Here is a 25,800-nt window from a genome sequence, read left to right as displayed (position 1 = left end):
ACCGGCCCGCATTGGCGAGCCGCCGACTGCAAACGATGATGGACAAACAGGAAACTCGATGAACCAGACGCGGCTTTCCGATCAGGCCTATGCGGGCATCGTCGAGATCATCAAGTCCAGGAACCTCGGGGTCGGCTCACGCCTGCCGTCCGAGGCGGGCCTGGCAGAGATGTTCGGCGTATCGCGCGCCATCGTGCGCGAGGCCCTGGTGCGGCTGGCCTCGGACGGCATCACCGAGGCGCGGCGCGGCGCAGGCTCCTTCGTCAAGAGCCGCCCTTCCGAGCGCCTCGCCGCCTTCATGCCGATGGCAGAGCTTCCCGCTACCCTGGGCAGCTACGAAGTACGGTTCGTTCTGGAAGCGGAGGCCGCCCGCCTGGCCGCGACCCGGCGTACATCGGTGGAAATGGTCCACGTCGAGGACGGCATGGAATTGCTGCGCAGCGCCCTGCTGTCCAACGCGCCCGCCCATGCCGAAGACATGGAGCTGCATCGCCGCATCGCGGCCGCCACCGGGAACCCGGCGTTCCTGGTCGCTTTCGATGCGCTCTGGTCCGATGTCGAGAAGATCATGCGCGCCGGCGTGGACATCTCCCGTTCGCGCCCGCGCGAAGTGATCGCCACCATGCTGCGCGAACACGAAGTCATCGTCGAGGCCATTCGCGCACAGGATGCCGAAGGGGCCGCCCTGGCGATGCGCTGGCACCTCTGGGAGGGGCGCCGCCGCCTGATGCCCTGAACCTGAGAAAGGCCCCACAGGCCTTGCCAGGCGGCGTGGGGGCGTGTGCCGCCAGGCGATGTGGGGGTGTGTGCCGCCAGGCGGCGTGGGGACTGCGCCGAAGGCCTGGAGGTTCAGCCGCCGCGAAGCATGCGAAGCACGGAATCGCGCAGGATTTCCGGCGGCTGTTCGCTGGGGAGCACCACGGCCTGCTCGCGGTCCAGCGGCGCTTCGAGCGTGGCGAGCTGGCTGTCCAGCAGGCTGGCAGGCATGTAATGCCCCGGCCGGTTCTCCAGCCGCGTAAAGAGATCGTCGCGGCTCGCTTCCAGCAGCACGAAGCGGGCGCCCGCCTCGATGGCCGCACGCAAGCGGTCGCGGTAGACCAGACGCAAGGCCGAGCATGCCACGATCACCCGGCCATTCTCGCAAACCGCCTCGTCCGCCGCCCGGCCCAGGCGGTCAAGCCAGGGCCAGCGGTCTTCGTCGGTCAGGGCATGTCCGGCGCGCATCTTCGCCACTGCTTCCGGCGAGTGATAGGCATCGCCTTCCAGAAAGGCGCAATCGAGCGCCTCGGCCAGCAATGCGCCGAGTGTGGACTTGCCACAACCGCTGACGCCCATGACGATGATCGCGCCGCGAGGAAAGGCGCTTCCTGAGGATTTTGGCAAAACGGGGTCCTTGCAGCCCGGGCGATGCCGCAAAGCGCACCGCGATGATGGGCGACCTATAGAAGCGCGGCGACCGACCTGGGAACTACGACCTTTGTCGCAAGTGCCAAGTCCGCCCTTCCGCATTAGCAACAGGCGAAGATAAACCGACAGGGAGGCGGGAAATGATCGGACGCGGCGGAATAACGGCGGCCTTGCTGGCGGCCAGCGCGCTCGTTCCCGCGAGCGGCGCGGCCGCTGCCGTTCCTGAGAGCGGGACATCCGTATTTCCTGTCGCCCCGGCCGAACCGCGCGCGGTGACCGTGAAAGCCGCCGGAGACGGCCGCACCGATGACACGGCCGCCATCCAGCAGGCGTTCGATAAGGCGCGCGACTCCAGCGGACACGGCATCGTTTTCCTGCCTTCCGGCCGCTACCGGATCACCCGCACGCTGGTGGTTCCGGCAGGAGTGCGGGTCTACGGCGTCGGGCAGGAGCGCCCCACCATCTTCCTGGCCCCGCGCACGCCCGGCTTCCAGAAGGGCGTATCGACCATGATCGTCTTCGCCGGAGACGATCAATACGCGGTCGGCCAGGTGCCCGTCCCCGTGCCCACCGTGGTTCCGCGCGACAAGACCGTGCGCGACGCCAATTCCGGCACGTTCTATTCGGCCATGAGCAATCTCGATATCGAGATCGGCGAAGGCAACCAGGCCGCCGCGGGGGTGCGCTTCCGCATGGCGCAGCACGCCTTCCTCAGCCACATGGACTTCCGCCTCGGGTCGGCCTTCGCGGGCGTCTACCAGGCCGGCAACGTGATCGAGAACGTGCGCTTCCACGGCGGCCGCTACGGCATCGTCACCGAGAAGACCTCTCCTGCCTGGCAGTTCACGCTGATCGATTCCAGCTTCGACGGCCAGCGCGATGCCGCCATCCGCGAACACGAAGTTGGCCTCACCATGGTCAATGTGCTGATCCGCGACACGCCGGTGGGAATCGAGGTCGACCGCGGCTACGGCGATTCGCTCTGGGGCAAGGACGTCCGGTTCGAGAATGTCAGCCGCGCGGGCGTCGTCATCTCCAACGAGAACAACGTCTTCACCCAGATCGGCTTCGAGAATGCCCTTGCCAGCGACACGCCGGTCTTCGCCCGTTTCCGGGACAGCGGCCGGTCGGTCGCCGGCAAGGGCAAGGCCTACAAGGTCTCCGACTTTTCCTATGGCCTCGCCGTGCCCTCGCTCGGAAGCGACGGCGATTACGCGACGAAGGCGGATATGGAGGCCCTCCCCGCCCTGCCCGCCGCGCGCAAGCCTGCCATCCGCGACTTGCCCCCGATGTCGGAATGGGTCGACGTGCACAGCCTGGGCGTCATGGGCGATGGCCGCACCGACGATACCGCCGCCCTCCAGCGCGCCATCGACGCCAATCGCGTGCTCTACCTTCCGGCCGGGTTCTACAAGGTCACCAACCGCCTGACCCTGCGGCCGGACAGCGTGCTCATCGGGCTTCATCCGGCGCTGACCCAGCTCTACATTCCGGACGGCAATCCGGCTCATGCCGGGCTCGGCGCAGTCCTCCCCATCCTCGAAAGCCCGCGCGGCGGAGACAACGTGCTCTCCGGGATCGGCCTGTTCACCGGCCGCATCAACCCGCGCGCGAGCGCCCTGCTCTGGCGCTCAGGCGAGAACAGCCTTGTCGAGGACGTGAAGATCATGGGCGGCGGCGGCACGCCCACGGCCGATGGCAAGCCCCTTGGCTCGCTCGGCGCACGCAGCGGCGATCCGGTTGCCGATGGACGCTGGGATGCCCAGTACCCCAGCATCTGGGTGACCGACGGCGGGGGCGGCACTTTCGCTGACGTGTGGAGCCCGAACACGTTCGCGCAGGCGGGCTTCATGGTGACGAACACCAGCACCCCCGGCCACGTCTACGAGATGTCGGTCGAGCATCACGCCCGCAACGAGATCGTGCTCGACAAAGTGGAGAACTGGGAGTTCCTGGCGCCCCAGACCGAGCAGGAAGTGGGCGACGGGCCGAACGCCGTCTCGCTGGAAATCCGCAACTCGCGCAATCTCCTCTTCGCCAACTACCACGCCTACCGCGTGACGCGCAGCTACCACCCGGCCCGCAGCGCCGCCAAGCTGTTCAACTCGGGCGAGATCCGTTTCCGCAACGTCCACGTCAATGCCGAAAGCGGCTACGCGACCTGCGACGACGAGGGCTGCGGCACCTTCCTGCGCGCCAGCAAGTATCCCTTCGACAATGCGATCGAAGATGTGTCCAGCGGAAGCCTGGTGCGCGAGCGCGAATTCGCCAGCCTCGACATCGGCGCGCCGGGCAAGGCTGCCGGTACGCCCGCGCAGCCTTCCGCGATCCCCGTGGAGAAGCTGGCGGAAGGGTTCTGGTCGATCTCGGGCGCGGCCGCGGATGCCAGGGGTTCGCTCTATTTCATCGACCGCCGCTTCCAGCGCATCCATCGCTGGACTGCGGACAAAGGCCTTGAAGTGGTGCGCGACAACGCGCTCGACCCCGTAAACCTGGCCGTCGATGCCTCGGGCCAGTTGCTGGTCCTGTCCTCGCTCGGCCCGAAGGGAGGCGTCTACGCCTTTGATCCCGATGGCCCGAAAGACGCGATGACCGTGATCGCGCCGACGCCGGTACGCGGCAAATCCGCGGCCCGCACGTTGCTCCCCGTCAACTGGTGGATCAATGGCGAATTCCGCGACCAGATCGATCCGAAGACCTACCAGTTCACCACCCTGGCCGAGATGTTCGCGCAGGATGCCGGGTCTGCCAAGGCCATGGAATATGTCTCGCCCGACGGCAGCCTGGCGCTGCCTGCCTTCCGCGTCTGGCAGCAGGGGCCGGAAGACCACGTCGGCTGGCGTTGGTCGCACAGCCTCGATGCCAACGGCCTGATCGGCGGTAAGCCGGGCGAGCGGGTCTTCGTCACCAACGGTTCGCAGAACATGACTTACAGCGCCACGATCGGCAGCGGCGGCGCTCTGCAGGGCCTCAAGCCCTTCGCCGGTCGCGGCGGCGAGAGCGTGGCGGTAGACCGGCAGGGCCGCGTCTTCGTCGCGAACGGGCAAGTCTACATCTACACGCCGGACGGCAAGGAACAGGCGCGCATCGACGTACCGGACCGGCCGCTCCAGATCCTGTTCGGCGGAGCGGACGGCGGCACGCTGTTCATCCTGACACACCACGCACTTTACGCCGCACGGCCATGAACGAGGCAGCGATGAACGGAACAGGCATGAACGGAACAGGCCCGAAAGCCGATCGGCCCGAACATGGTCTGCAAAATGCGTCATCAGAAAAAGGGAGGGTCGTCTTGGGAGAGACGGCCCGGAAGTAAAAGGGGAAGGACGATGAAAATGAGGACAGCAATCCATCGACAGCGCGCCGGGGCCAGCCTCGTTGCGCTCGTTGCCGTAGCCCTCGCCGGCACGGCGCAGGCCCAGGAGCAGACGCAGGACGCGCCGGAAACGGCCGCACAGGCTCCTGCTCAGACCACGCCCACAGGCGCCGCAGCCACTGACCGTCAGGCCGCGGAAATCGTGGTCACCGGTTCGCGCATCACCACCAGCGGGTTCAACGCGCCGACGCCCACGACCGTCATCGGCGAAGAACAGATCACTGCCAACGCCCAGCCGAACATCTTTACCACGATCGCGCAGTTGCCCTCGCTCCAGGGCTCGACCGGCGCGTCGACGGGTACCTTCAGCACGTCGAGCGGCCAGCAGGGCCTCAGCTCGTTCTCGCTGCGCGGCCTGCAGCCGATCCGCACGCTGACCCTGCTTGACGGGCAGCGCGTCGTCGGCGCGAACGTGACCGGCGTGCCCGATATCAGCATGTTCCCTCAGCTTCTCGTCAAGCGCGTGGACGTGGTGACAGGCGGCGCCTCCGCTTCCTATGGCTCGGACGCGGTCGGCGGCGTCGTCAACTTCATCACCGACACCCGGTTCGAAGGCTTCAAGGGCAACATCCTTGGCAGCATCACCAAGTACGGCGACGATGAGACCGCGCTCGTCCAGGCGGCATGGGGCAAGTCGTTCCTCGACGACCGCCTCCATGTGGTCGTCAGCGGCGAGTACGACCACGAAGGCGGCGTCGGCGCCGGAGACTTCGGCACCGACCTTGCGGGCAGCCGCGACTGGTATCGCGCGACCACGCTGATGAACACCGGCCAGACCAACAACGGCCTGCCGCAGTTCAACTATCGCGACTTTGCGCAGCCCTACCAATATGCCCGCTACGGCCTCATCAACAACGGCCCTCTCCAGGGCATTGCCTTCGATGCCAACGGCACGCCCTACAACTTCAACTACGGGTCGAACGGCCAGCCGCTCGGCAATGGCCAGGTCAGCAACTGCTATCGCGGCAACAGCTTCTGCGAAGGCGGCGATCTTTCCGGGGCACCGGGCTCGGGCGCCTCGCTCAAGTCCGCGCTGGAGCGCATCAACGGCTATGGCCGCATCGGCTACGACTTCGCCGAGAACAACGAAGCCTACGTCACCGTCAACATCGCCCAGGTGAAGACCCACAATCAGCCCAGCCCCGGCTACAACCGTCCTTCGCTGACGGTGCAATGCGCCAATCCGTTCCTGCCGCAGCTGGTGCGCGATCGCTGCACCGCCGCGGGTATCACGAGCTTCGGATTCGGCACCAGCAACGGCTCGTTCCCCGATCCGCGCGTCGACACCGACCGCAAGCAGTACCGCTTCGTCGGCGGTCTCAAGGGCGCGTTCGACGCGGTGGGAACCTCGTGGAACTATGACGCCTACTATGAGCACGGCATCACCATCTCGGACATCAGGGTTCGCGACATCGTGCTGCAGAACCGCTACGTGGCGGCGACCAATGCGACCACGCTGAACGGCGCCATCGTCTGCGCCGATCCAGTGGCGCGCGCCAACGGGTGCCAGCCGATCAACATCTTCGGCAACTTCGCGCCTTCCGACGCCGCGCTCGCCTATGTCGCCCCGCACGAGAACGGGCCGTTCCAGCACACCAAGCTGACCCAGGACGTCCTCAGCGCGAACTTTTCCGGCAATCCCTTCGATTCCTGGGCAGGCCCGGTCTCGGTGGCGTTCGGCGGCGAATACCGACGCGAGTTCTACCGCGTGAACGCCGACCCCTATGGTGCGGGCGTCTCCGACATCAGCCCGAACAGCGCCGACTATCCGGCCGATCCGCTGCTCAACTCCACGCTCGGCAGCAACTGGGCGGCAGGCAACTACAAGAACGGCAGCGGCAAGTACGACGTCTACGAAGGCTATGTCGAAGTCGACCTGCCCCTGCTCAACAGCGACTCGATCGGCCGCGCCAACCTCAACGGCGCGGCGCGTGCCACGCATTACAGCACTTCCGGCACCGTCTGGACCTGGAAAGTCGGCGGCACCTGGGACACCCCGCTCGACGGCATCCGCCTGCGCGCGGTCACCTCGCGCGACGTCCGCGCGCCGAACCTCTCCGAACTGTTCGCCGCGCCGACGGTTACCACGGTACCGAACTTCAACGACCCGTTCCGCAACCAGGCGGTACAGATCTTCCAGAACACCATCGGCAATCCCAACCTGAAGCCGGAAGTGGCGCGCAACACCGAACTGGGCATCGTGCTGTCGCGCCCCTCGTGGCTGCCGGGCCTCAGCCTCTCGTTCGACTACTATCGCATCAAGCTCGACGGCGTGGTCTCCACCCTGTCGGCCGACCAGATCGTGCGCTTCTGCTTCGAGGGTAATCAGGCCTTCTGCGGCGGCTTCCAGCTGGATGGTCCGCAGGGCACCAACTTCGTCAACGTCCAGCCGTTCAACCTCGCCTCCTGGAAGACCAGTGGTTTCGATATCGAGGCCAGCTACCAGTGGCAGCAGCCGCTGGGCCTGCCCGGCAGCTTCACCGTCCGCGCGCTGGCCACGCATATCCAGAAGTTCATCGTCAGCGCCGGCATCGCGGGGGTCGATCCGGTCGACCAGGCGGGCAACAACGCCGGTGCCACGCCCGACTGGAAGTGGCTGGCAGTGCAGACCTACGACAGCGACCGCTTCAGCCTGACCCTGCAGGAACGCTGGATCAGCGATGGCACGTTCGGCAACCAGTACGTCGTGTGCCAGTCGTCCTGCCCGGTTTCGACCGGCAACCATCCGACCATCGACTACAACACCATGAAGGGCGCCTTCTACGTGGACGTCGGCGCGACGATCAAGTTCGGCGACAACCTGCAACTCTACGGCAAGATCGACAACCTGTTCGACAAGGATCCCGTCGCCTCGCCGCAGACCAACACCGGGCTCGACGTGAACCCGGCCCTCTACGACACCCTGGGGCGGATCTACCGCGCCGGCATCCGCTTCAATTTCTGAAGCTTTCGTCGTCCCGGGTCGCCCCCGGGACGACGACAGGATACACGTGCCTTGAAACCCGGAGAGAATTGACATGAAACGTGGACCGATCGGCGCCTCGACGGCCCTGCTGGCCTCCCTTGTAGCGATCCAGCCCGCCTACGCCTCGCCCTCGGTCTACACCGCAGCTCCCGATGAACCCGGTGCCTTCACCGTATCCGGCAAGGCCGATGGCCGCGCCGATGATACGGCCGCGATCCAGCAGGCCATCGACGCCGCCGCCGAAAAGGCCGGCGGCGGCATCGTGTTCTTGCCCGCCGGCACCTACCGCATCAGCCGTACCATCTTCCTCTGGCCCGGCGTGCGCATCTTCGGCATCGGCGAAAAGCGGCCGACGATCGTGCTCGGTCCGCGCACGCCCGGCTTCCAGAAGGGCGTGGGCCACATGGTGATGTTTGCTGGAGGACGCCGCGAGCGGGACCCCAAGGATGCTCGCCCCGTCGCCTTCGCGCCGCCCGGCAGCGTGCCCTTCAACAAGGACATTCCGGACGCCAACCCCGGCACGTTCTACTCCGCGCTCGGCAATATCGACTTCCGCATCATGGACGGCAATCCGGCCGCCACCGCCATCCGCTTCCACTCCGCCCAGCACAGCTTCGTCAGCCATGTCGATTTCGACATCGGCTCCGGCCTCGCGGGGCTCTATCACGTCGCCAACGAGGCCGAAGACCTGCACTTCCGCGGTGGCCGCTACGGCATCCTGGCGGAGAAGCCCTCCCCCGCCTGGCCCTTCGCCCTGGTGGACGCCACCTTCGAAGGCCAGCGCGATGCGGCGATCCGCGAGCACGAAGCGGGCCTGACCCTGCTCAACGTCTCCATCCGCGACACGCCGGTGGGCATCGAGATCGACAGCGGCTACGGCGACTGGCTCTGGGGCCAGGATGTCCGCTTCGAGAATGTCTCCAAGGCCGGCGTGCTCATTTCCAACGAGAACAACGTCTATACCCAGATCGGCTTCCAGAACGCGGTGGCCACGCATACCCCGGTCTTCGCGCGCTTCCGCGAAAGCGGAAAGACGGTCGCGGGCAAGGGAGAGACCTACAAGGTTTCCTCATTCACTCACGGGCTGACGCTGCCGGCCTTCGGGCAGATGGGCGCCTATCGCACCCAAGTCGATGCCGAGCCGCTCTCCGCCCTGCCCGCGCCGTCCGCCCCCGCCATCCGCGCGCTGCCGCCGGTTTCCGACTGGGTGAACGCCCGCAGTCTCGGTGCGAAGGGAGACAATCAGAGCGACGACACCGCCGCGCTTCAGAAAGCCATCGACACGCACCGCGTGGTCTATCTGCCTTCCGGCTTCTACAAGGTCAGCGACACCCTGCGGCTGCGGCCCGATACCGTGCTGCTGGGCCTTCATCCCAGCCTGACGCAGATCGTCCTGCCGGACGGCTCTCCCGGCTACGCCGGCGTCGGCGCGCCGAAGGCGCTGGTGGAGAGCGCCTCGGGCGGAGACGCCATCGTCGCCGGCATCGGCCTCAATGCCAACGGCAACAACCCGCGCGCCGCCGCCCTGCTGTGGAAGGCGGGGGCACGCTCGATGGTGAACGACGTGAAATTCCAGGGCGGCCACGGCACCAACCGCTTCGACGGCACGCGGATGGATCCCTACAACAACAACGCGACGGCCGATCCCGATGCCGCGCGTCGCTGGGACGGCCAGTACGCCAGCCTCTGGGTGACCCAGGGCGGCGGCGGCACTTTCGCCAATATCTGGAGCCCCAGCACTTTCGCGCACCCCGGCATCCTGATTTCCGACACGGCCACGCCCGGCCGCCTGATCCAGGCCTCGGTGGAGCACCACGTCCGCACCGAGATCGGGCTCAACCGCGTCTCGAACTGGGAACTGCTGGCTCCACAGACCGAAGGCGAGGCCGGCGAAAGCGGCGATGCGGTGGCGCTGGAAATACGCAACTCCAGCAATATCCTGGTCGCCAATCTCCACGCCTACCGCGTCACCCGCACGCGCAAGGCGGCCCCGGCCGCCATCACGCTCTACAATTCGCAGGACATCCGTTTCCGCAACGTCCACGTCAATGCCGAAAGCGGCGTCGGGACTTGCGACGAGAACGGCTGCGCCACGTTCCTTCGCCTCACCAAGTTCCCCTTCGAGAATGCCTTGCGCGACGTGACGCACGGGCTGGACGTGCGCGAACGCGAATTCGCGGTGCTGGACGTCAAGGCCGCCCCCCAGCCCGTCGCACCCGTCACTTTCGAAGGCGCCCGCATCGAGAAGCTGGCAGACGGATTCCACTCCATCGGCGGAGGCGCCGTGGACGCGCAAGGCAAGCTCTATTTCATCGACCGCCAGTTCCAGCGGATCTGGAGCTGGTCGGACAGTGGCAAACTGGAAATCGTGCGCGATGCCGCGCTCGATCCGGTGAACCTGACGGTCGACCGCTCGGGCAACCTGCTTGTGCTGTCCTCGTTCGGGCGCAACGGCACCGTCTACAGCCTCAAGCCGGGTTCGCCCGATACTGAGCTGACAGTGATCGCGCCCCGACCGGCGGGCAAGTCGGGCAATGCTGCCACGGTGCTGCCGGTCAACTGGTGGATCAACGGCGAGTTCAAGGATCAGATCGATCCGAAAACTTACGCTTTCACCACGCTTGCCGAGATGTTCACGCGCAACATGGCGCTGCCCAAGGCCGAGGAATATGCCTCGCCCGATGGCAGCGTCGTCCTTCCCGCCTGGCGCGTGTTCGCCCAGGGTCCGGCCGATCACCGGGGCCTGCGCTTCTCGGACTCGCTGGACAGCTACGGCTTCATCCAGGGCAAGCCCGGCGCGCGCGTGTTCCTGACCAACGCCTCGGAAAACCGCACGTATAGCGGCGTGGTCGGCGCGGAAGGCGCCGTCACCGGGCTCAAGCCTTTTGCCGAGCGCGGCGGAGAAGGCGTTGCCAGCGATGCGCAGGGCCGGGTCTACGTGGCCAACGGGCAAGTCTTCGTCTACTCGCCCGAGGGACAGGAGGTTGGACGGATCGACGTGCCCGAGCGGCCGCTGCAACTGGTGTTCGGCGGCGAGGACGGCAAGACGCTCTACATCCTGACGCACCACGCCCTCTATGCCGCGCGGACCGGCCGGTGACGCGCCTGATCCGGGCGCTGCTGCTCCTGCTCGCGCTCGCCTGCCCGGCGAGCGCATGGGCAGAAGCGCAGTACCGACTGCTCGTCCTCGCGATCCCGAACAAGTACCATTACGAATATATCCCGATCGCACGTGACAGCCTGGAGCATCTTGCCCGGCTTCACGATTTCGACCTGACGTACACCAACGATCCCAAAGTCTTCGAGGGCGACCTGCAGCGCTATGCCGCGGTCATGTTCCTCAACACCCCGGGCGAGGAACTGAACCCGGCCCAGCGCCTGAACTTCGAAAGCTACATGCGCGGCGGCGGCAACGCCATCATCGTCCACCGCGCGCTCATCATGCCGCCGGGGAACTGGCCCTGGTATGAGAAGCTGGTCGGCCGCAGCTTCGTCAATCACCCGATGCTGCAGACGGGCGTTGTCACCGCCGCCGATCCCGGTTTCCCGGCAACCTTCGGCCTGCCTTCGCGCTGGATTTGGAGCGATGAATACTATGTGCTGACCAATCCGCACGGGATCAGGATCGAGCCGGTGCTGCGTGTCGACGAAACGAGCTACGACCCCACCCGCATCTGGCCGGGACAAGTCGCGAAACCGATGGGGGACCACCCTGTCGCCTGGTATCACCGTTTCGAAAAGGGCCGCGTCTTCGTCACCACGCTGGGCCATAGCGGGGAGGCCTACCGCGAGCCGCAATACCTCGCGCACCTGATGGGCGGGATCTACTGGGCCGCTACCGGACTGGGCCAGCAACGCTGAGAACGCGCTTCCGCGGGGACGCGAAGTCCCCGCTCTTACCCAGGGTTTAGCGCTGGCGCCTTCTTACCTGTAGCGCCCCATCGTGACCTTCAGCCACACGGGCCGCGCGGTGAGATTGATGCCGTAATCGGTCTGGTCCCCGTTCCACACCCGGTCCGTAACCCATTCGTCCTTGGCGAAGTGCCCTTCCTCGATCCTGAGGACCATGCCGTTCGGCGGGCTGCCCGCTGCCGGTGCAAACGATACTCGGGCGTGATCGCCTGTCAGCAGGAACGTATCGGCCGAAAGCTGCGCGACGGCGATGCCGCCGACCGGCTCCGAGGCCCAGGCCGGAAGGTCGGCATCGGGGAACCATTCGCGCTGGCCGAACTGCCACTGGCCGAAGCTGGCCGTGATCTGCCAGTTGCCCATGGTCGTCTCCTGCGCCGCGCCGTCATCGGGCTTGGCGGCACCCCAGGTCGGATGCTCGAAGGCGATCTTCGCCCAGGGCCGCATCGCCTCCGACAGCACGCGGTACTTCGCGGCATAGGCGTCCAGCGTGGCCTCGTCGAAGCTCTTGGCGCCGAGCGGGAAGTTGAAATAGTCGCTGCTGTCCATGCCGAACGGCGAGAACCCGATGGCGCCGCGCCCCAGCGCCGGCCAGAAGTACCGGGCATATTCGCGCGCATTGCCGATTTCCGGCACCATCAGCGCGTTGTCCGGCCGGGTGTAGAGATCGAGGTGCTTCAGGACATTGCGGCTCTTGCGGTCATAGATGTCCGGCGCCGCGAAATCGAGCGAAGGCGCCGCCGCTTTCCAGATGTCGAGAACATCGCCCTGCGGCCCGCCGCTGGCGACGCTTTGCGGGTCCGGCTCCTTGAAGGGATCGGCCAGTGCGGCGTTGACGTACATCGGCAGCGGCTTGATCGCCTTGCCCGCCGCCGCCAGTTCCTCGATATAGCGCGCCGTGAACCAGGTGTTGAAGGCCCGATCCGCCTTGTCGCCGAAGACCTGGCTCCAGGTGCCCGAGCGGCCGCCAAGCCGCCGCGTCAATGCCTGCGGCATGGCGCCTGCAAACAGCTTCTGCGCCGCTGCCCCGTAATCGCGGGGATTGCGGTAGCTTCCGACCTCGTTCTCGGGCTGGACCATGACGATGGTGTTCTGCGGATCGTGGTCCCGCACATAAGTCATGAGCGCCAGGAAGGCCCGCTTGTCCGCGCGCAGCGTTTCCGCGCTGTGCGGCGTCAGGACATCGTGGTCGCTGCCATCCGGCTTCTTCATCCGCGGGAAGCGCCGATTGTCCACCTTCACCCAATCAGGCGTATAGGCCAGGCCCGTGTTCTTCCAGGCACCGAACCACAGCAGGACCACGCGCTTGTCATGGCTGCGCGCCTGGTCGAGCAGGGCCTGGACGAAACTGAAATCGAACTGCCCCTCGCGCGGCTCCAGTTGCTGCCAGGCGACGGGAACTTCCACCGTGTTCGCGCCGATCCGGTCCAGCACCGGCCAGGCGGTCTGCAGCGGCTTGGGATAATTGGAGCTGTTGTTGACCTGCCCCGCCAGCATCAGGAACGGTGCCCCGTCTACGATCAGTGCATGGCGTCCCTGGCGCGTCTCGATATGCGGGACCTCGCCCTGGGCCAGTGCCGGGGCAGCCACGACAGAGAGCATGGCGCTGGCCAGCAGGATTGCAGAAGATCGCATCGTGCGGGTCGTCCTCAGGGCTGTTCTTGAAGGGAAAAGATGCGGCTGGCCGCTGTCCATTTGCTGTCGGCGGCGGCCCAGGCAAGCGGACGCTGGAACTGGTCCATCAATTGCTCCCAGGCCTGCACGGCCGGGTCCGCAGCATCGGCGGCCGCCTTCTCGGCCGGATCGAAGCCGGGCTCGGTCTCCATGACCATGACCAGCCGGTTCCCGGTGCGGTAGATCTCCATGTCGCGGATCCGCGCGGTGCGAATGCTCTGCACGACCGCCTCCGGCACTGCGCCCGCCGCATGCCAGGCCTCGTAGCGCGCGATGGCTTCGGCTTCGTCCGCAAGATCTATCAGCAGAACCTGTCGCATCGCCTTCCCCTCTTCCGTGGCAGCGCCGGCGGCCGGCGTCATGAGCGGCCGCCTCACCTGCGGGATAGCAAGCGAGGCGGCCGCAGCAAGCCGGATTAGTAGGTCAGGCGTGCCGTCAGGCTGACGCGGCGATCGTTCAGAACGTTCGACTGCGGCCTGCTGGCGATACCGTAGTAAGTGCGGTTCTCCGTATTGGTCAGGTTCACGCCGTCCACCGTCAATGCGAAGTTCGGCGTCACGGTATAGGTGATCGAGGCGTCAAGCTGGCCGCGCGCGTCGTTGAAGATCGGCAGATTGCCGCTGCCGTTGCCACGCGTGGTCACCACGTACTTGCTGCGCCAGTTGTAGGCCACGCGGGCCGAGAGCGGCCCCCGATCGTAGAAGCCGATCAGGTTGTAGCTGTACTTCGAGAGCAGTTCGAGCGGCACTGACAGCTTGTTGCCTTCGTTGTCGGCCGCGTCGGGGCTCGGCGCCTTGCTGTCCACGTAAGTGAAGTTCGCCTGGACACCGAAGCCGGACCATATGCCGGGCAGGAAGTCGAAGAAGGTGTTGCCACCGATCTCGAAGCCCTTGATCTTGCCGTTGTCGCCATTGAGCGGGCGCGTGACGTCGACGGTGAAGGGACCATTGCCGAAGTCATACGTCTCGGTGCTGGTGATGTTGGCGATGAAGCCGTCCACCTTCTTGTAGAACGCCGCGCCGTAGAGCGAGCCGGTCTGCGAGAAGTACCATTCGAGCGAGGCGTCGAACTGCTTGGCTTCCAGCGGCTTCAGGAAAGGATTGCCGCTGGAGGCGGTGCGCAGGCCGCTGCCGGAATTGAACTCGACGATATTGATGTTGGGGTTCAGCTGCGAGAAGTCGGGGCGCGTCAGGCCCTTCGACGCGGCCAGGCGGAGCTGCAACTTGTCATTGAAGTGATAGCGCAGGTTCAGGCTCGGCAGCGCCTTGGTGTAGTTGGAATTCACGCCCAGCGCCACGTAGGAAATGGGGCCGTTGCCCGGCTGGCCGTCGATGATGACCTGGGGGGTCTGGACGATGAAGCCGTCGGTCGAAACCTTGGTCTTGATCACGCGGACGCCGATATTGCCGTCCAGCGGGAAGCCGGCGTCGGCGAAGTCGAACTTGGCCAGGCCATAGGCGGTATAGGTCTTCTCGCCCTGGGTGTTGCGGTCGCTGGGGACGTAGCTCACGCCGTCGAGCAGCGACTGGCGCTGGGAATCGCTGACATAAGGCGCCAGCGCCTGGCGGGTGGCGTCGTAGTCGAGCACGATCCCGCGGCTGAAGAACACGCCGCCGTCCGGCACGCCCTGATAGCCGCGATAGAGATCGCCGCGGAACGGGTGGACCTCATAGAGGTTATCGGCCAGCGCGCTCGTGCCGTAATAGGCGTAAGTGCTGGAATCGGTGACCGCGGAACGGTCGGTATAGCGCAGGCCTGCCGAAATCGAGCGCAGGATGCTGTTGTCGAAGCGGTATTCCGCATCAAGGCGCCCGGCGTATTCCTTGCCCACCGAGTGATCGATGTGGTCCAGGTACCCGCCGCCCAGCGGGGCGTAGTTCGCCACGTCGGTGACGGAGCCGTTGCCATTGCTGGGATCGTTGTCGGGCAGGATGTCCATCGTCGGCACGCCGCTGCCGACCACCTGATAGAGCCGCTCCGCATTGGAGTGCAGGATGACGATCGAGCGCTGGCCGTCCGTGGTGCCGCGAATGTACTGGAAGTCGCCGTTGACCGACAGGTTGTTGGTCGGCGTCCACTTCAGGTTGAGCGAGAAGTCGTTGGTGACCGACTTGCGGCGCTCGAGGCTGGTGTTGGAATCGATGGGAACGCTGGCGAAAGTGCCGCTGCGGAAATTGCCGTCGTCATCAAAGGTGAACGGCTGGGTATAGTCCGGCGTGATCGGATTGTTGCCGGTATAGGCGAAGAAGCTGTAGTCGCCGTACTGGAACTTGTAGTCCGAGCGCACATATTCGCCCGTGACGAGCAGGGTGTCGGTCGGCTTCCACTGGATCGCCGCGTCCACGCCCAGGCGGCGGCGATCGCCCAGGTACTGGCCGATGCCCACGCCGTGCGGCAGGTAGGTGTCCTTGCCCAGGCGGCCGAGACCGGATGCCACGGCATAGTCGGTGGCGTTGTTCGGATTGCCGTTCGCATCCAGTGACTGGTCCAGTTCGTAGAACGGCTGGCTGGAGATCTGGTCCTGGCGGAACGCGGTCTTCTGGTAGGCGAAGTCCACCATGACGCCGATTTCGCCGATGCCGGTATTCCAGCGGTCGGAGAGCAGCAGGTTGGCCTGCGGCGTCGATTTTCCGTAGAGATCGTAATAGTTGATGCTGGCGCTGGCCGAGGCCTTGAACCCGTCGAAGTCGAAGGGCTTGCGCGTGCGCAAGTTGATCAGGCCGCCGATGCCGCCTTCGATCTGGTCGGCCGAGGGGTTCTTGTAGACGTCCACGCCGGCCAGAAGCTCGGAAGGCACGTCTTCGAGGCTGAGGTTGCGGCCCCCGTTGGCCGTGAACACGTCGCGGCCGTTCACTTCGGTGCGGACCTGGCTGAGGCCGCGGATGGAAACCGAGCTGCCTTCGCCGAAGCTGCGCTGGATCTGGATGCCGGTGATGCGCTGAAGCGCTTCGGCCACGTTGCGGTCAGGCAGCTTGCCGATGTCTTCCGCCACGATGGAATCGACGATCACGTCCGAGTTGCGCTTGATCGACTGCGCGTTGCTGAGGCTTGCGCGCACGCCGGTCACGACGATGTCTCCGGCCTGGCCTTCCGCATCCTGCGGCGCGGCGGCTTCCACGCCCTGCACGCCCGAAGCGTCCTGAGCGCTGGCTGGCGACATCACGCCCAGAGCGACGGTTGCAACCGAAATACCCGTAAGCAGACGCGCACGGCGCGATGCCTGATCAATCGTCCTCATGGACTTCCCTCTCCCTGGCTCCTCGGCGGAGCACATCCTCAAAAGTCGCATCGCCGGGCGGCCTTGGCCCGTTACCGACCTTGCCCGTTCCCGATCCTGCTTCGCCTTGTCCGCACGAGCGCGGTGACGACCAGCGACTCATTACTCGCAATTGACACATTGTGAAATATAAAAATTGATTTCATATGTGGATTGTGGTCGATGGCGCATGGAAATTCCGCGCTCCCTCGGCGAATAAGGGGCGGGCAAGGGATCGGAGAGGATCGATGGACGGCAAGACGCGCTATCAGGCGCCCGCGCTGAAAAAGGGGCTGGAAATCCTCGAACTTCTGGCAGGTTCGAGCGAGCCACTGATCATGTCGGACATATCGGCGGCGCTGGGCCGGTCGGTCAGTGAAATATTTCGAATGTTGCAGGTGCTGGAAGAGCACGGCTACATCGCGCGGGCCGAGGACGGCTACCGGCTGACCAACCGGCTGTTCGCGCTGGGCATGAGCCAACCGCCGATCCGCGACCTGGCCTCCACCGCGCTTCCGGTCATGCAGGAGCTGGCCCGCGGCGTGGGCCAGAGCTGCCACCTCGCCGTCGCATCGGGTGCCGAGATGATCGTCATCATCGCGATCGAAGCGCCGGGACTTTCGGGGTTCGCCGTCAGGGTCGGCTATCGCCGTCCGCTGCATCTCTCGAACTCCGGCCGCATCCTGCTCGCCTTCCAGTCGGCCGAGTCGCGCGCCGCCATGCTGGGCGACATCCGCTGCGCAAACCCGGCCTTCGATGAGGGCGAGCTGATCGCCAGGCTCGAAAAGGTGGCCGCTGCCGGCGGCGCCAGCGAGCCCAGCCCGATGCTGACCGGGATCACCGACCTTTCGGCCCCCATCCTGTTCGGCGGGATCGCGCGCGCCGCGCTCACCGTGCCGTTCGTCGCCGGGCCTGCCAGCAAGACCACGATCGAGGAATGCAGCGCCAGCGTGCGCCAGGCAGCGGCCGCGATCGGCAATGCCATGTCCCCGATCCGCCAATGGACATCCCCGGAGCTTCAGGAGCAGACCCCGTGACCCAGTTCACCCGCCGCACCACGCTGGCCGCCGCGGCCGCGCTGACCATCCTGCCGCGCCTGGCGCGTGCGCAGACCAGCGCCCAGGACGAAGTCGTGCCGCTCTGGCCCGGCGCAGCGCCCGGTGCGCCTGCCGCACCGATCCACCGCAAGGTGGCGGACCAGTCCAGGGACCCCGCAAAGCCCGATCGCTGGGTGACGGGGATCGACCGGCCCGTCGTGGTGGTGAAGCGTCCGGCCCGGCCCAACGGCAGCGCCATGCTGATCGTGCCGGGTGGCGGCTATGGCTTTCTGTCCTACGACAACGAAGGCACGAGCCAGGCGGCCTGGCTCAATGCCAGAGGCGTGACGGCCTTCATCCTGCTCTACAGGCTCCCCGGCGAAGGCTGGAGCAAACGCGAGGACGTTCCCTTGCAGGATGCCCAGCGCGCCATGCGCCTGATCCGCGCCGGCGCGAGCCGGTTCGGCATCGATCCCGGCAAAGTGGGCGTGCTCGGCTTTTCCGCGGGCGGCCACCTGGCCGGATCGCTCGCCACCCGCCATTCGGAGCGCGTCTACCAGCCCGTCGATCAGGCCGACAGCCAGAGCGCCGCGCCGCAAGTGGCCGGTCTGGTCTATCCCGTCGTCAGCCTGCTCGCGCCCTTCACGCATGTCGGTTCGCGGGACAACCTGCTCGGGCCGGGTTCCACTCCCGCCATGCAGAAGGCTCGTTCGGTGGAAGTGTGCGTCGACGAGGCGACCTGCCCGACGTTCCTGGTCCATGCGGCCGACGATGGCCTGGTGCCGCCCGCCAACAGCATCGCCCTGTTCCAGGCCCTGCAGGAAGCCAAACGGGCGAGCGCCCTGCACATCTTCGAGAACGGCGGCCATGGCTTCGGCGTTCGCCTGCCCGCAACCATGCAGGCAGCCGCCTGGCCTTCGCTTTTCGCCAGTTTCGCCGCCACGCACGGAGTGACCGCGTCGTGAGGGCAGGCATGGCCGCCCTGGCGCTGGTTGCGGGCCTCGCTTCTGTCCAGGCGGCGGCGCAGCAATACCAAAGCTCTCCCGAGCGCAGGACCGTGGAGGAAAAGGACTGGGGCCAGTGGCTCGGGCCGTTCCGCGCGAAGCTCGTGCCCAGCCTGATGCAGGACTTCGGCGAGCGCTATCTCTATGCCCCCGCCAACGCAGCCCTTCCCGCACCGCGCCCCGGCGAAAAGCGCGTGGTCTTCCTGGGCGATTCCATCACCGATCGCTGGAACCTGACGGCCAGCTTTCCCGGCAAGCCTTACGTCAATCGCGGCATCGGCAGCCAGGTGACCGCGCAGATGGTCCTGCGTTTCCATCAGGACGTGGTCGCGCTGAAGCCTTCTGCAGTCGTCATTCTGGCGGGGATCAACGACATCCAGGGCTTCCTCCAGCACGAGACGCCCGAACAGATCGAGACGAATTGGGAGGCCCTGGCCGACCTGGCGGATCGCCACGGGATCAAGGTCGTGTTCGGCGCCCTGCTCCCGGTGAACAACTATACCCCGGCAGCGAAAGACGTCGTCAAGGAGCGCGATCCGAAGGAAATTCTGGCGCTCAATGCCTGGCTTCGCGCCTTCTGCACCCGGCGGGGATACGGCTTCGCAGACTACCACACCCCCATGGCCGACCGTGACGGCCTGATGGCGGCGAGCTTCACCGAAGACGGCGTCCATCCGCTCGACAACGGCTATGCAGTGATGGCGCCAATCGCCCAGCGCGCCATCGATCAGGCCCTGAAAGGCAAGAAATGAAAACGAGCCGCCTGCTCCCGGTCGCCGCGCTGGCACTGGGCTTCTGCCTTGCCCACCCTGCCGCCGCGGAAACGCGCGTGCCGGGAGATCCCCACGCCGAGGATCCGGTCGGCATCGTCACCGATCCCTGCCCGGTCCATCCCGCACCTGCGGATGCCGCCGGCTGGCAACTCTGGAACCTCCACATGCTGACCCGCGATTTCGGGCAGCTCTGCCGCTATGCAGAGGCGAACCGGGCGCTGGCGGGGCAGAAGGTCCAGGTCGTCTTCATGGGCGATTCCATCACTGACAACTGGATCAACGCCGATCCGCAATTCTTCACCGGCGGCATCGTCGATCGCGGCATCAGCGGCCAGACCACCGCGCAGATGCTGGTGCGCTTCCGCCAGGACGTCGTCGACCTGAAGCCCGAGACCGTGCACATCATGGCCGGCACCAACGACATCGCGGGCAATACCGGCGCGGCCACGATCGACACGGTCATGGGCAATATCCAGAGCATGGCGGAACTGGCCCGCGCGCACGGGATCAAGGTGATCATCGCCTCCGTTCCCCCCGCCGCCGCCTTCCCGTGGAGCCCGGGCAAGCTGCCCGCGCCTCAGGTGGACGAGATGAACAGGCGGCTCTCCGCCTATGCCCGCATCAACCACTTCGGCTATGTCGACTACCACCGGGCCATGGCCCAGCCGGACGGCGCCATGAAGCCGGGCCTTGCCAGCGACGGCGTTCATCCCACGCCGGAAGGCTATGCCGTCATGCGCCCGCTGGCCCTTGCCGCCATTGCCGCCGCCATTACCGGAACTTCGGGAGCCCCCAAATGATGGACCTCAAGCGACGCTCCTTCCTGGCCGGCGCCGCGGCGCTGGGCCTCGCCCGCACCGCGCGTGCCGCCAGCGCCATGGGCACGACGCCCGGGCCGGTGCAGGCCAACTGGCCCTCGCTGGTGGCAAACTACCGCTATCCCGACTGGTTCCGGGACGCGAAGCTGGGCCTCTGGGCGCACTGGGGGCCGCAGTCGGTTCCGCAGCAGGGGGACTGGTACGGGCGCTTCATGTACATGCAGGGCCACCCGATGTACGAACATCACCTCAAGACTTACGGCCATCCCTCGGTGGAGGGGATGAAGGACATCCAGAACCGCTGGACGGCGGAACGCTGGCAGCCGGAAGCGCTGGTGGAGCGCTACAAGAAGGCCGGCGCCAAGTATTTCGTCGCCCTCGCCTGCCACCATGACAACCTGGATTGCTACGACAGCCGCTACCACGCCTGGAACAGCCTGCGCGTCGGCCCGCGCAAGGACGTGGTGGGAATCTGGGAGAAAGCCGCGCGCCGGGCCGGGCTGCGCTTCGGCGTCTCCAATCACGCCGCCCACGCCTGGCACTGGTACCAGACCGCCTATGGCTACGACCCGACCGGACCGGATAAGGGTCGCCGCTACGATGCCTTCAGCCTGCGCAAGGCCGATGGCAAGGGCCAGTGGTGGGACGGGCTCGACCCGCAAGAACTCTATACCGGCGGCCATGCCGTCATGCCCGACGGGATCGACAGCATCGCCGCGATGAACGCCTGGCACGAGGCGAACGACGGCCAATGGATCGAGACCGGGCCCAAGGACGACCCGGCCTACGTCACCCGCTGGCTGCTGCGCCAGACCGACCTCATCGACAAGTACCGGCCCGATCTGGTCTATTTCGACGATTACGGACTGCCGTTCGGCCCCGTCGGGCTGGAGGCGGCGGCGGACTACTACAACCGCTCGATCCAGTGGCACGGCAAGATCGACGTCGTCCTGACCGCCAAGCAGCTCTCGCCCGAGGCGCGCTTCGGCGTGGTCCAGGACGTCGAACGCGGCTATACCGACCATATCTGGGACGAACCCTGGCAGACCGACACCTGCATCGGCGACTGGTTCTACAACGTCGCCCGCCTCAACGACAAAAGCTACAAGACCGCCGAAGAAGTGATCCAGCGGCTGGCCGATGTCGTGTCGAAGAACGGCAACCTGCTGCTGTCGATTCCGCAGCCGGGTGACGGCTCGATCGACAGCGAGGAAGACCGGATACTCGACCAGATGTCGGAGTGGATGGAAACCGGGGGAGAGGCGATCTTCGGCTCCCGTCCCTGGCGCCATTACGGCGAAGGCCCGAACCGTCCGGTGCTGGGCATGCAGAGCGAGGACAAGGCGAAACCCTTCACCGCGCGCGATATTCGCTTCACCACCAACAAGGGCGCGCTTTACGCGCTGGTGCTCGGCAAGCCGGAGGGCGATGTCACGATCGCGACGCTCGCTGCCGGCCGCGAACCGGGAGTGGTCGAAAAGGTGACCCTGCTTGGCGGCGGACCGCTGGTTCACCGCCGCGACGGGCAAGGGCTCCATCTTGAAATGCCGCGCGGCCACCGCGGCTTCGTACCGGTCGTCCGTATCGACGGGCGTGGATTGATCTGAATTGCAAAACGACATTGCAGGCGAACAGGGGACAAGAGGAATGATCGCAGGAAGCCTAAAAGCCCGAATGAAGGCTCAGACGACAATGGCCAGATCGATGAAAGCCGGCGCGCTGGCGAGCGTTGCGGGTGCGGCCTGCCTCGGCCTGGCCATGCCCGCGCTGGCAGCGCCGATGGCATTGCTGGACCGCAACGGCACGCGCGTCGCCGTGGAGCCCTATGCGCCCAACATCGTGCGCGTGACCATCGCTCTCGATCCCGAACTGGCCGAAGCCGCGCCGGGCGAAGGCCCCAATGCCGCGCCGGACGCCGCAGGGTGGAACCATAGTGCCGGCACCGACGGCGACATCTTCGCATCCTCCGCGCTCAGCCTCACGGTCGATGCCAAGCCCTGGCCCAAGGCGCCGAGCCAGATGGAGCGCTATTTCGCGCCTTCGCTGCCGCCGGTCAGCCTGTCGATCCGCGACGGCCAAGGGGAGTTGCTGACGAAGATGACGGGTTGGGACATGGCTCCCGTCACCGTCAACGGCGAGAAGACCTTCAAGGTCGGCGCGACGTTCGAGGCGGTATCGGGCGAGCATTATTACGGCCTCGGCCAGAACCAGGAAGGCACGCTCGATCTCAAGGGCCGCCAGATCGACTGCTCGCACAGCTATGACGCGCCGGCGGGCGAAACCGTCTGCGTGCCGTTCCTCGTCACCACCAAAGCCAACGGCAAGCTCTGGGGCATCGTCTGGGACAACCCGGCGCGCACCCTGGTCTGGCCGGGCCTTCATTCGACCACCCGCTTCCAGTCGCAAGTGGGTGAGCGCGTCTCGTTCTTCGTCATCACCGGCAAGACCAGCGACGAGCTTTATGCCGGTTACGCCAAGCTGACCGGCGCCACGCCGCTGCCGCCCAAGGCCGGCTTCGGCCTGATCCAGAGCAAGGCGCGCTACGAAAGCCAGCAGGAACTGCTCGGCATCGCCAATGGCTATCGCCAGCGCGGCTATCCGCTCGACGTCATGGTGCTGGACTGGTTCTACTGGACCCGCATGGGCCAGCTCGACATCGACCGGACGTACTACCCCGATCCGAAGGGCATGAACGACACCCTGAAATCGATGGGCATGCGCTCCATCATCAGCGTCTGGCCCCGTTTCGAGCGGGAATCGCGTTACTTCGACATGCTGGCGGGCAAGAGCTGGCTCCTGAAGGACAAGGACGGCAAGCCCGTGGACGGATTGCCCATGCGCTTCGACCGGGCCGGTGCGCTGATCGACAGCACCAATCCCGAGGCCCGCGCGTGGTTCTGGGGCAAAGTGCGCGACAATATCCTTAGCCAGGGCTTCGACTGGCTCTGGCTGGATGAAACCGAGCCCGATCTCATTCCGGACGGCTATTTCTACTCCATCGGATCGGGCGACCGCTACCACAACCTGTTCCCGCTGGTGCACACCTCAGGCGCAGCGGAAGGCTCTGCGCGCGACCGGCCCGGCATGCGCAACATGATCCTGTCACGCGCCGCCTATCTCGGCTCGCAGCGCACCGGCAGCCTGTTCTGGTCCTCGGACGTGAAGTCCACCTGGGAAGCCCTGCACCGGCAGATCCCCACCGGCCTGAACTTCACCGCCTCGGGCCTGGCCTATTGGGGCAGCGACATCGGCGGCTGGCAGTGGCCGAGCGGTCCGAAAGCCGAACATCCCGTTCTGGTCGATCCCGCCGGAGCGACCGCCATGGCGCCCGACTATCCGGACTATCCGGAACTCTTCGTGCGCTGGTTCCAGTACAGCGTCTTCACCCCCACCTTGCGCATCCACGGCCAGCGCCCAGCCACGGCGATCTGGGAATACGGCACCGCCGCCGAGCCGATCCTCGCGGACTACCTGCGCCTGCGCTACACACTCATGCCCTATATCTATTCCCTGGGACGGCACACTTACGAGACCGGCGCGCCCTTCATGCGCGCGCTGTTCATGGACTTCCCGAACGATCCCAAGGCCGCGACGCTGGGCGACGAATATATGTTCGGCCCGGCCTTCCTGGTGGCGCCGGTCACCGAGCAGGGTCAGACCCGCAAGTCGGTCTACCTCCCCGCCGGCACCGCCTGGTACGATTACTGGACCAACCAGCGCTTCGAAGGCGGACAGAGCGTGGACGTCGACGCCTCGATCTCCCGCATTCCGCTGTTCGTGAAGGCTGGCTCGATCGTGCCGATGGGCGCGGCCGTGAAGAGCACGGCGGAGCAGCAGGCGATCGAAAGCATCCGGGTCTATCCGGGCGCTGACAGCCACTTCACGCTCTACGACGATGACGGTACCACGAACGCCTATCGCAAGAGCGACGGGCGCAAGGCCGAACTGGTGTGGAACCAGGCGGCCGGAACGCTCACGAGCAAGAGCAAGCTCCCCACCGGCCAGTCCGTTTCCGGCCTGGTGCGCGTGATCGGGGCGGGTACGGCAGGACAGGAAGCAGGACAATGACCGGTATCAATCGCAGGGAACTCGGGCTGGGGCTGGCAGCAGCAGGCCTCGGCACGGCACTGGGCGCCTGGCCCGCCTCCGCGCAACCTTCCGCCCCCGGCACGGGGCCGCGCACGGAGCGCGGGGCTCAGGACCCGCTGGGCTTCCCTGCCGACTTCACCTGGGGCTGCGCCACCGCAGCCTACCAGATCGAAGGCGGCGTCAAGGAAGACGGCCGCGGCGAGACCGTCTGGGACACGTATGCGCACACCCCCGGCAAGACGACGGACGGCGGCACGGGCGATGTCGCCTGCGACAGCTATCACCGCTATGCCGAGGATATCGCGCTGCTGAAGGCGCTGGGCGTGAAGGCCTACCGTTTCTCGGTGGCCTGGTCGCGCATTTTCCCAAGCGGCAAGGGCAAGCCCAACCAGAAGGGGCTCGACTACTACAACCGCCTTGTCGATGGCCTGCTCGCCGCGGGCATCGAGCCGCACATGACGCTGTTCCACTGGGACCTGCCCACCGGCCTCCAGGGCGGCTGGCAATCGCGCGATACCGCCCTTGCCTTCGCGGACTATGCCGGCTTTATGGCCAGCAAGACGTCCGACCGCGTGAAGCACTTCATGACGGTGAACGAACTGCGCTGCTTCACCGACCTTGCCTACTGGAACGGCAACAAGGCCCCCGCGCTGCGGCTGCCGATGGATCAGGTCAACCAGGTGCGGCACCACGGCGTGCTCGCGCACGGGCTCGGCGTCCAGGCGATCCGCGCCCATGCCAGGGCCGGAACCCACGTCGGCCTGGCCGACAACGCCACCATCTTCGTCCCCGCCATCGAAACGCCTGAGCACATCGAGGCGACCAAGAAGGCCATGCGCGAGGAGAACGCCATGTTCCTCACCGCGATCATGGAAGGGCGCTATATCGACAGCTACCTTGCCGCGCAGGGCAAGGACGCGCCCAAGGTGCAGGCAGGCGACATGAAGGCGATCGGCAGCCCGCTCGATTTCGTCTCGCTCAACGTCTACACCGCGAACACCGTGCGGGCTGCCGCTACGGCAAGCGGCTACGAGATCCTGCCGCATCTCGCCAATTCGCCGCGCATGGCCTCACCCTGGCTCTACGTGACCCCGGAAGCGCTCTACTGGTCGATCCGCACCGTCAGCGAGCTGTGGAAGCCGAAGAAGCTCTATATTTCGGAGAACGGCTGCTCGGCCGACGATCCCGTGGCCCAGGACGGCAAAGTCTACGATGCCGACCGCGTGATGTACTTGCGCAATTACCTGACCCACCTCCAGCGGGCAGTGAGGGAAGGCTATCCCGTGGACGGCTACTTCCTCTGGAGCCTGATGGACAACTTCGAGTGGGAGGACGGCTATACCAAGCTGTTCGGGATCCACCACGTCGACTTCAAGACCCAGAAGCGCACGCCGAAGCTCAGCGCCGACTGGTACCGCGAACTGATCCGCAGCAACAAGCTGGTCTGACTATCGCGCCCCCGGCCGGTCCTGTCCGGCCGGGGATACCGCGG

Annotated in this window: 16 protein-coding genes; 12 read left to right on the top strand and 4 right to left on the bottom strand. The window is 66.1% G+C overall.

The genetic code is table 11. The features are described from left to right. Window positions 1-58 precede the first annotated feature (58 nt). A complete protein-coding gene (locus tag ACZ1J6_RS03730; RefSeq protein WP_431569065.1) occupies window positions 59-736 on the top strand; it encodes a FadR/GntR family transcriptional regulator in 678 nt (225 codons plus the stop codon). Window positions 737-849: 113 nt separating this feature from the next. Here ACZ1J6_RS03730 and ACZ1J6_RS03725 read toward each other — a convergent pair whose 3' ends face one another. Beyond that, window positions 850-1,335, bottom strand: a complete 486-nt coding sequence (locus tag ACZ1J6_RS03725; RefSeq protein WP_314466179.1) for a gluconokinase — start codon at window positions 1,333-1,335, stop codon at window positions 850-852. Window positions 1,336-1,547: 212 nt separating this feature from the next. On the opposite strand from ACZ1J6_RS03725, the gene ACZ1J6_RS03720 reads away from it, so the two are divergent. The 4 genes from ACZ1J6_RS03720 (at window position 1,548) to ACZ1J6_RS03705 (ending at window position 11,609) form a co-directional block, all read left to right on the top strand. Beyond that, entirely contained in the window at window positions 1,548-4,595 is a 3,048-nt protein-coding gene (locus ACZ1J6_RS03720) for a glycosyl hydrolase family 28-related protein (RefSeq protein ID WP_431569066.1), read from the top strand. Between the two features lie 141 nt (window positions 4,596-4,736). Continuing rightward, window positions 4,737-7,727 (top strand): TonB-dependent receptor plug domain-containing protein, encoded by a 2,991-nt coding sequence (locus ACZ1J6_RS03715; protein ID WP_431569067.1) that lies wholly within the window; start codon window positions 4,737-4,739, stop codon window positions 7,725-7,727. Window positions 7,728-7,800: 73 nt separating this feature from the next. Beyond that, a complete protein-coding gene (locus ACZ1J6_RS03710; protein ID WP_431569068.1) occupies window positions 7,801-10,848 on the top strand; it encodes a glycosyl hydrolase family 28-related protein in 3,048 nt (1,015 codons plus the stop codon). Further along, window positions 10,845-11,609 carry a ThuA domain-containing protein gene (locus tag ACZ1J6_RS03705; RefSeq protein ID WP_431569069.1) on the top strand — a complete coding sequence of 255 codons (765 nt, stop codon included), beginning with the start codon at window positions 10,845-10,847 and terminating at the stop codon, window positions 11,607-11,609. The genes ACZ1J6_RS03710 and ACZ1J6_RS03705 overlap by 4 nt, the downstream gene beginning before the upstream one ends. A gap of 63 nt (window positions 11,610-11,672) precedes the next feature. Here the strand turns inward: ACZ1J6_RS03705 and ACZ1J6_RS03700 are convergent, their stop codons facing one another. The 3 genes from ACZ1J6_RS03700 to ACZ1J6_RS03690 are packed head-to-tail and all read right to left on the bottom strand — an operon-like array spanning window position 11,673 to window position 16,569. Then, entirely contained in the window at window positions 11,673-13,292 is a 1,620-nt protein-coding gene (locus ACZ1J6_RS03700; protein WP_431569070.1) for a DUF5597 domain-containing protein, read from the bottom strand. A 14-nt stretch (window positions 13,293-13,306) separates the two neighbouring features. Then, window positions 13,307-13,693, bottom strand: coding sequence for an L-rhamnose mutarotase (locus ACZ1J6_RS03695; protein WP_465127421.1), 387 nt, complete (start codon window positions 13,691-13,693; stop codon window positions 13,307-13,309). 53 nt (window positions 13,694-13,746) lie between these two features. Next, window positions 13,747-16,569 carry a TonB-dependent receptor gene (locus tag ACZ1J6_RS03690; RefSeq protein ID WP_431569071.1) on the bottom strand — a complete coding sequence of 941 codons (2,823 nt, stop codon included), beginning with the start codon at window positions 16,567-16,569 and terminating at the stop codon, window positions 13,747-13,749. A 266-nt stretch (window positions 16,570-16,835) separates the two neighbouring features. On the opposite strand from ACZ1J6_RS03690, the gene ACZ1J6_RS03685 reads away from it, so the two are divergent. The 7 genes from ACZ1J6_RS03685 (at window position 16,836) to ACZ1J6_RS03655 (ending at window position 25,756) form a co-directional block, all read left to right on the top strand. After that, window positions 16,836-17,624 (top strand): IclR family transcriptional regulator, encoded by a 789-nt coding sequence (locus ACZ1J6_RS03685; protein ID WP_431569072.1) that lies wholly within the window; start codon window positions 16,836-16,838, stop codon window positions 17,622-17,624. Beyond that, window positions 17,621-18,589 carry an alpha/beta hydrolase gene (locus tag ACZ1J6_RS03680; protein ID WP_431569073.1) on the top strand — a complete coding sequence of 323 codons (969 nt, stop codon included), beginning with the start codon at window positions 17,621-17,623 and terminating at the stop codon, window positions 18,587-18,589. Before ACZ1J6_RS03685 ends, ACZ1J6_RS03680 begins: the two co-directional genes overlap by 4 nt. Further along, entirely contained in the window at window positions 18,586-19,380 is a 795-nt protein-coding gene (locus ACZ1J6_RS03675) for a GDSL-type esterase/lipase family protein (RefSeq protein WP_465127420.1), read from the top strand. The genes ACZ1J6_RS03680 and ACZ1J6_RS03675 overlap by 4 nt, the downstream gene beginning before the upstream one ends. Next, window positions 19,377-20,201, top strand: a complete 825-nt coding sequence (locus ACZ1J6_RS03670; protein WP_431569075.1) for an SGNH/GDSL hydrolase family protein — start codon at window positions 19,377-19,379, stop codon at window positions 20,199-20,201. Before ACZ1J6_RS03675 ends, ACZ1J6_RS03670 begins: the two co-directional genes overlap by 4 nt. Further along, window positions 20,198-21,826, top strand: a complete 1,629-nt coding sequence (locus tag ACZ1J6_RS03665; RefSeq protein WP_314466157.1) for an alpha-L-fucosidase — start codon at window positions 20,198-20,200, stop codon at window positions 21,824-21,826. The genes ACZ1J6_RS03670 and ACZ1J6_RS03665 overlap by 4 nt, the downstream gene beginning before the upstream one ends. A gap of 85 nt (window positions 21,827-21,911) precedes the next feature. After that, on the top strand, window positions 21,912-24,287 hold the full coding sequence (locus ACZ1J6_RS03660) for a glycoside hydrolase family 31 protein (protein ID WP_431569119.1): 2,376 nt from the start codon (window positions 21,912-21,914) through the stop codon (window positions 24,285-24,287). Further along, window positions 24,284-25,756 (top strand): GH1 family beta-glucosidase, encoded by a 1,473-nt coding sequence (locus ACZ1J6_RS03655; protein ID WP_431569076.1) that lies wholly within the window; start codon window positions 24,284-24,286, stop codon window positions 25,754-25,756. The genes ACZ1J6_RS03660 and ACZ1J6_RS03655 overlap by 4 nt, the downstream gene beginning before the upstream one ends. Window positions 25,757-25,800: the final 44 nt, after the last annotated feature.

The sequence above is a fragment of the Novosphingobium sp. BL-S-21 genome (assembly GCF_055521655.1).
This window is presented reverse-complemented; position numbering and strand designations above follow the sequence as displayed.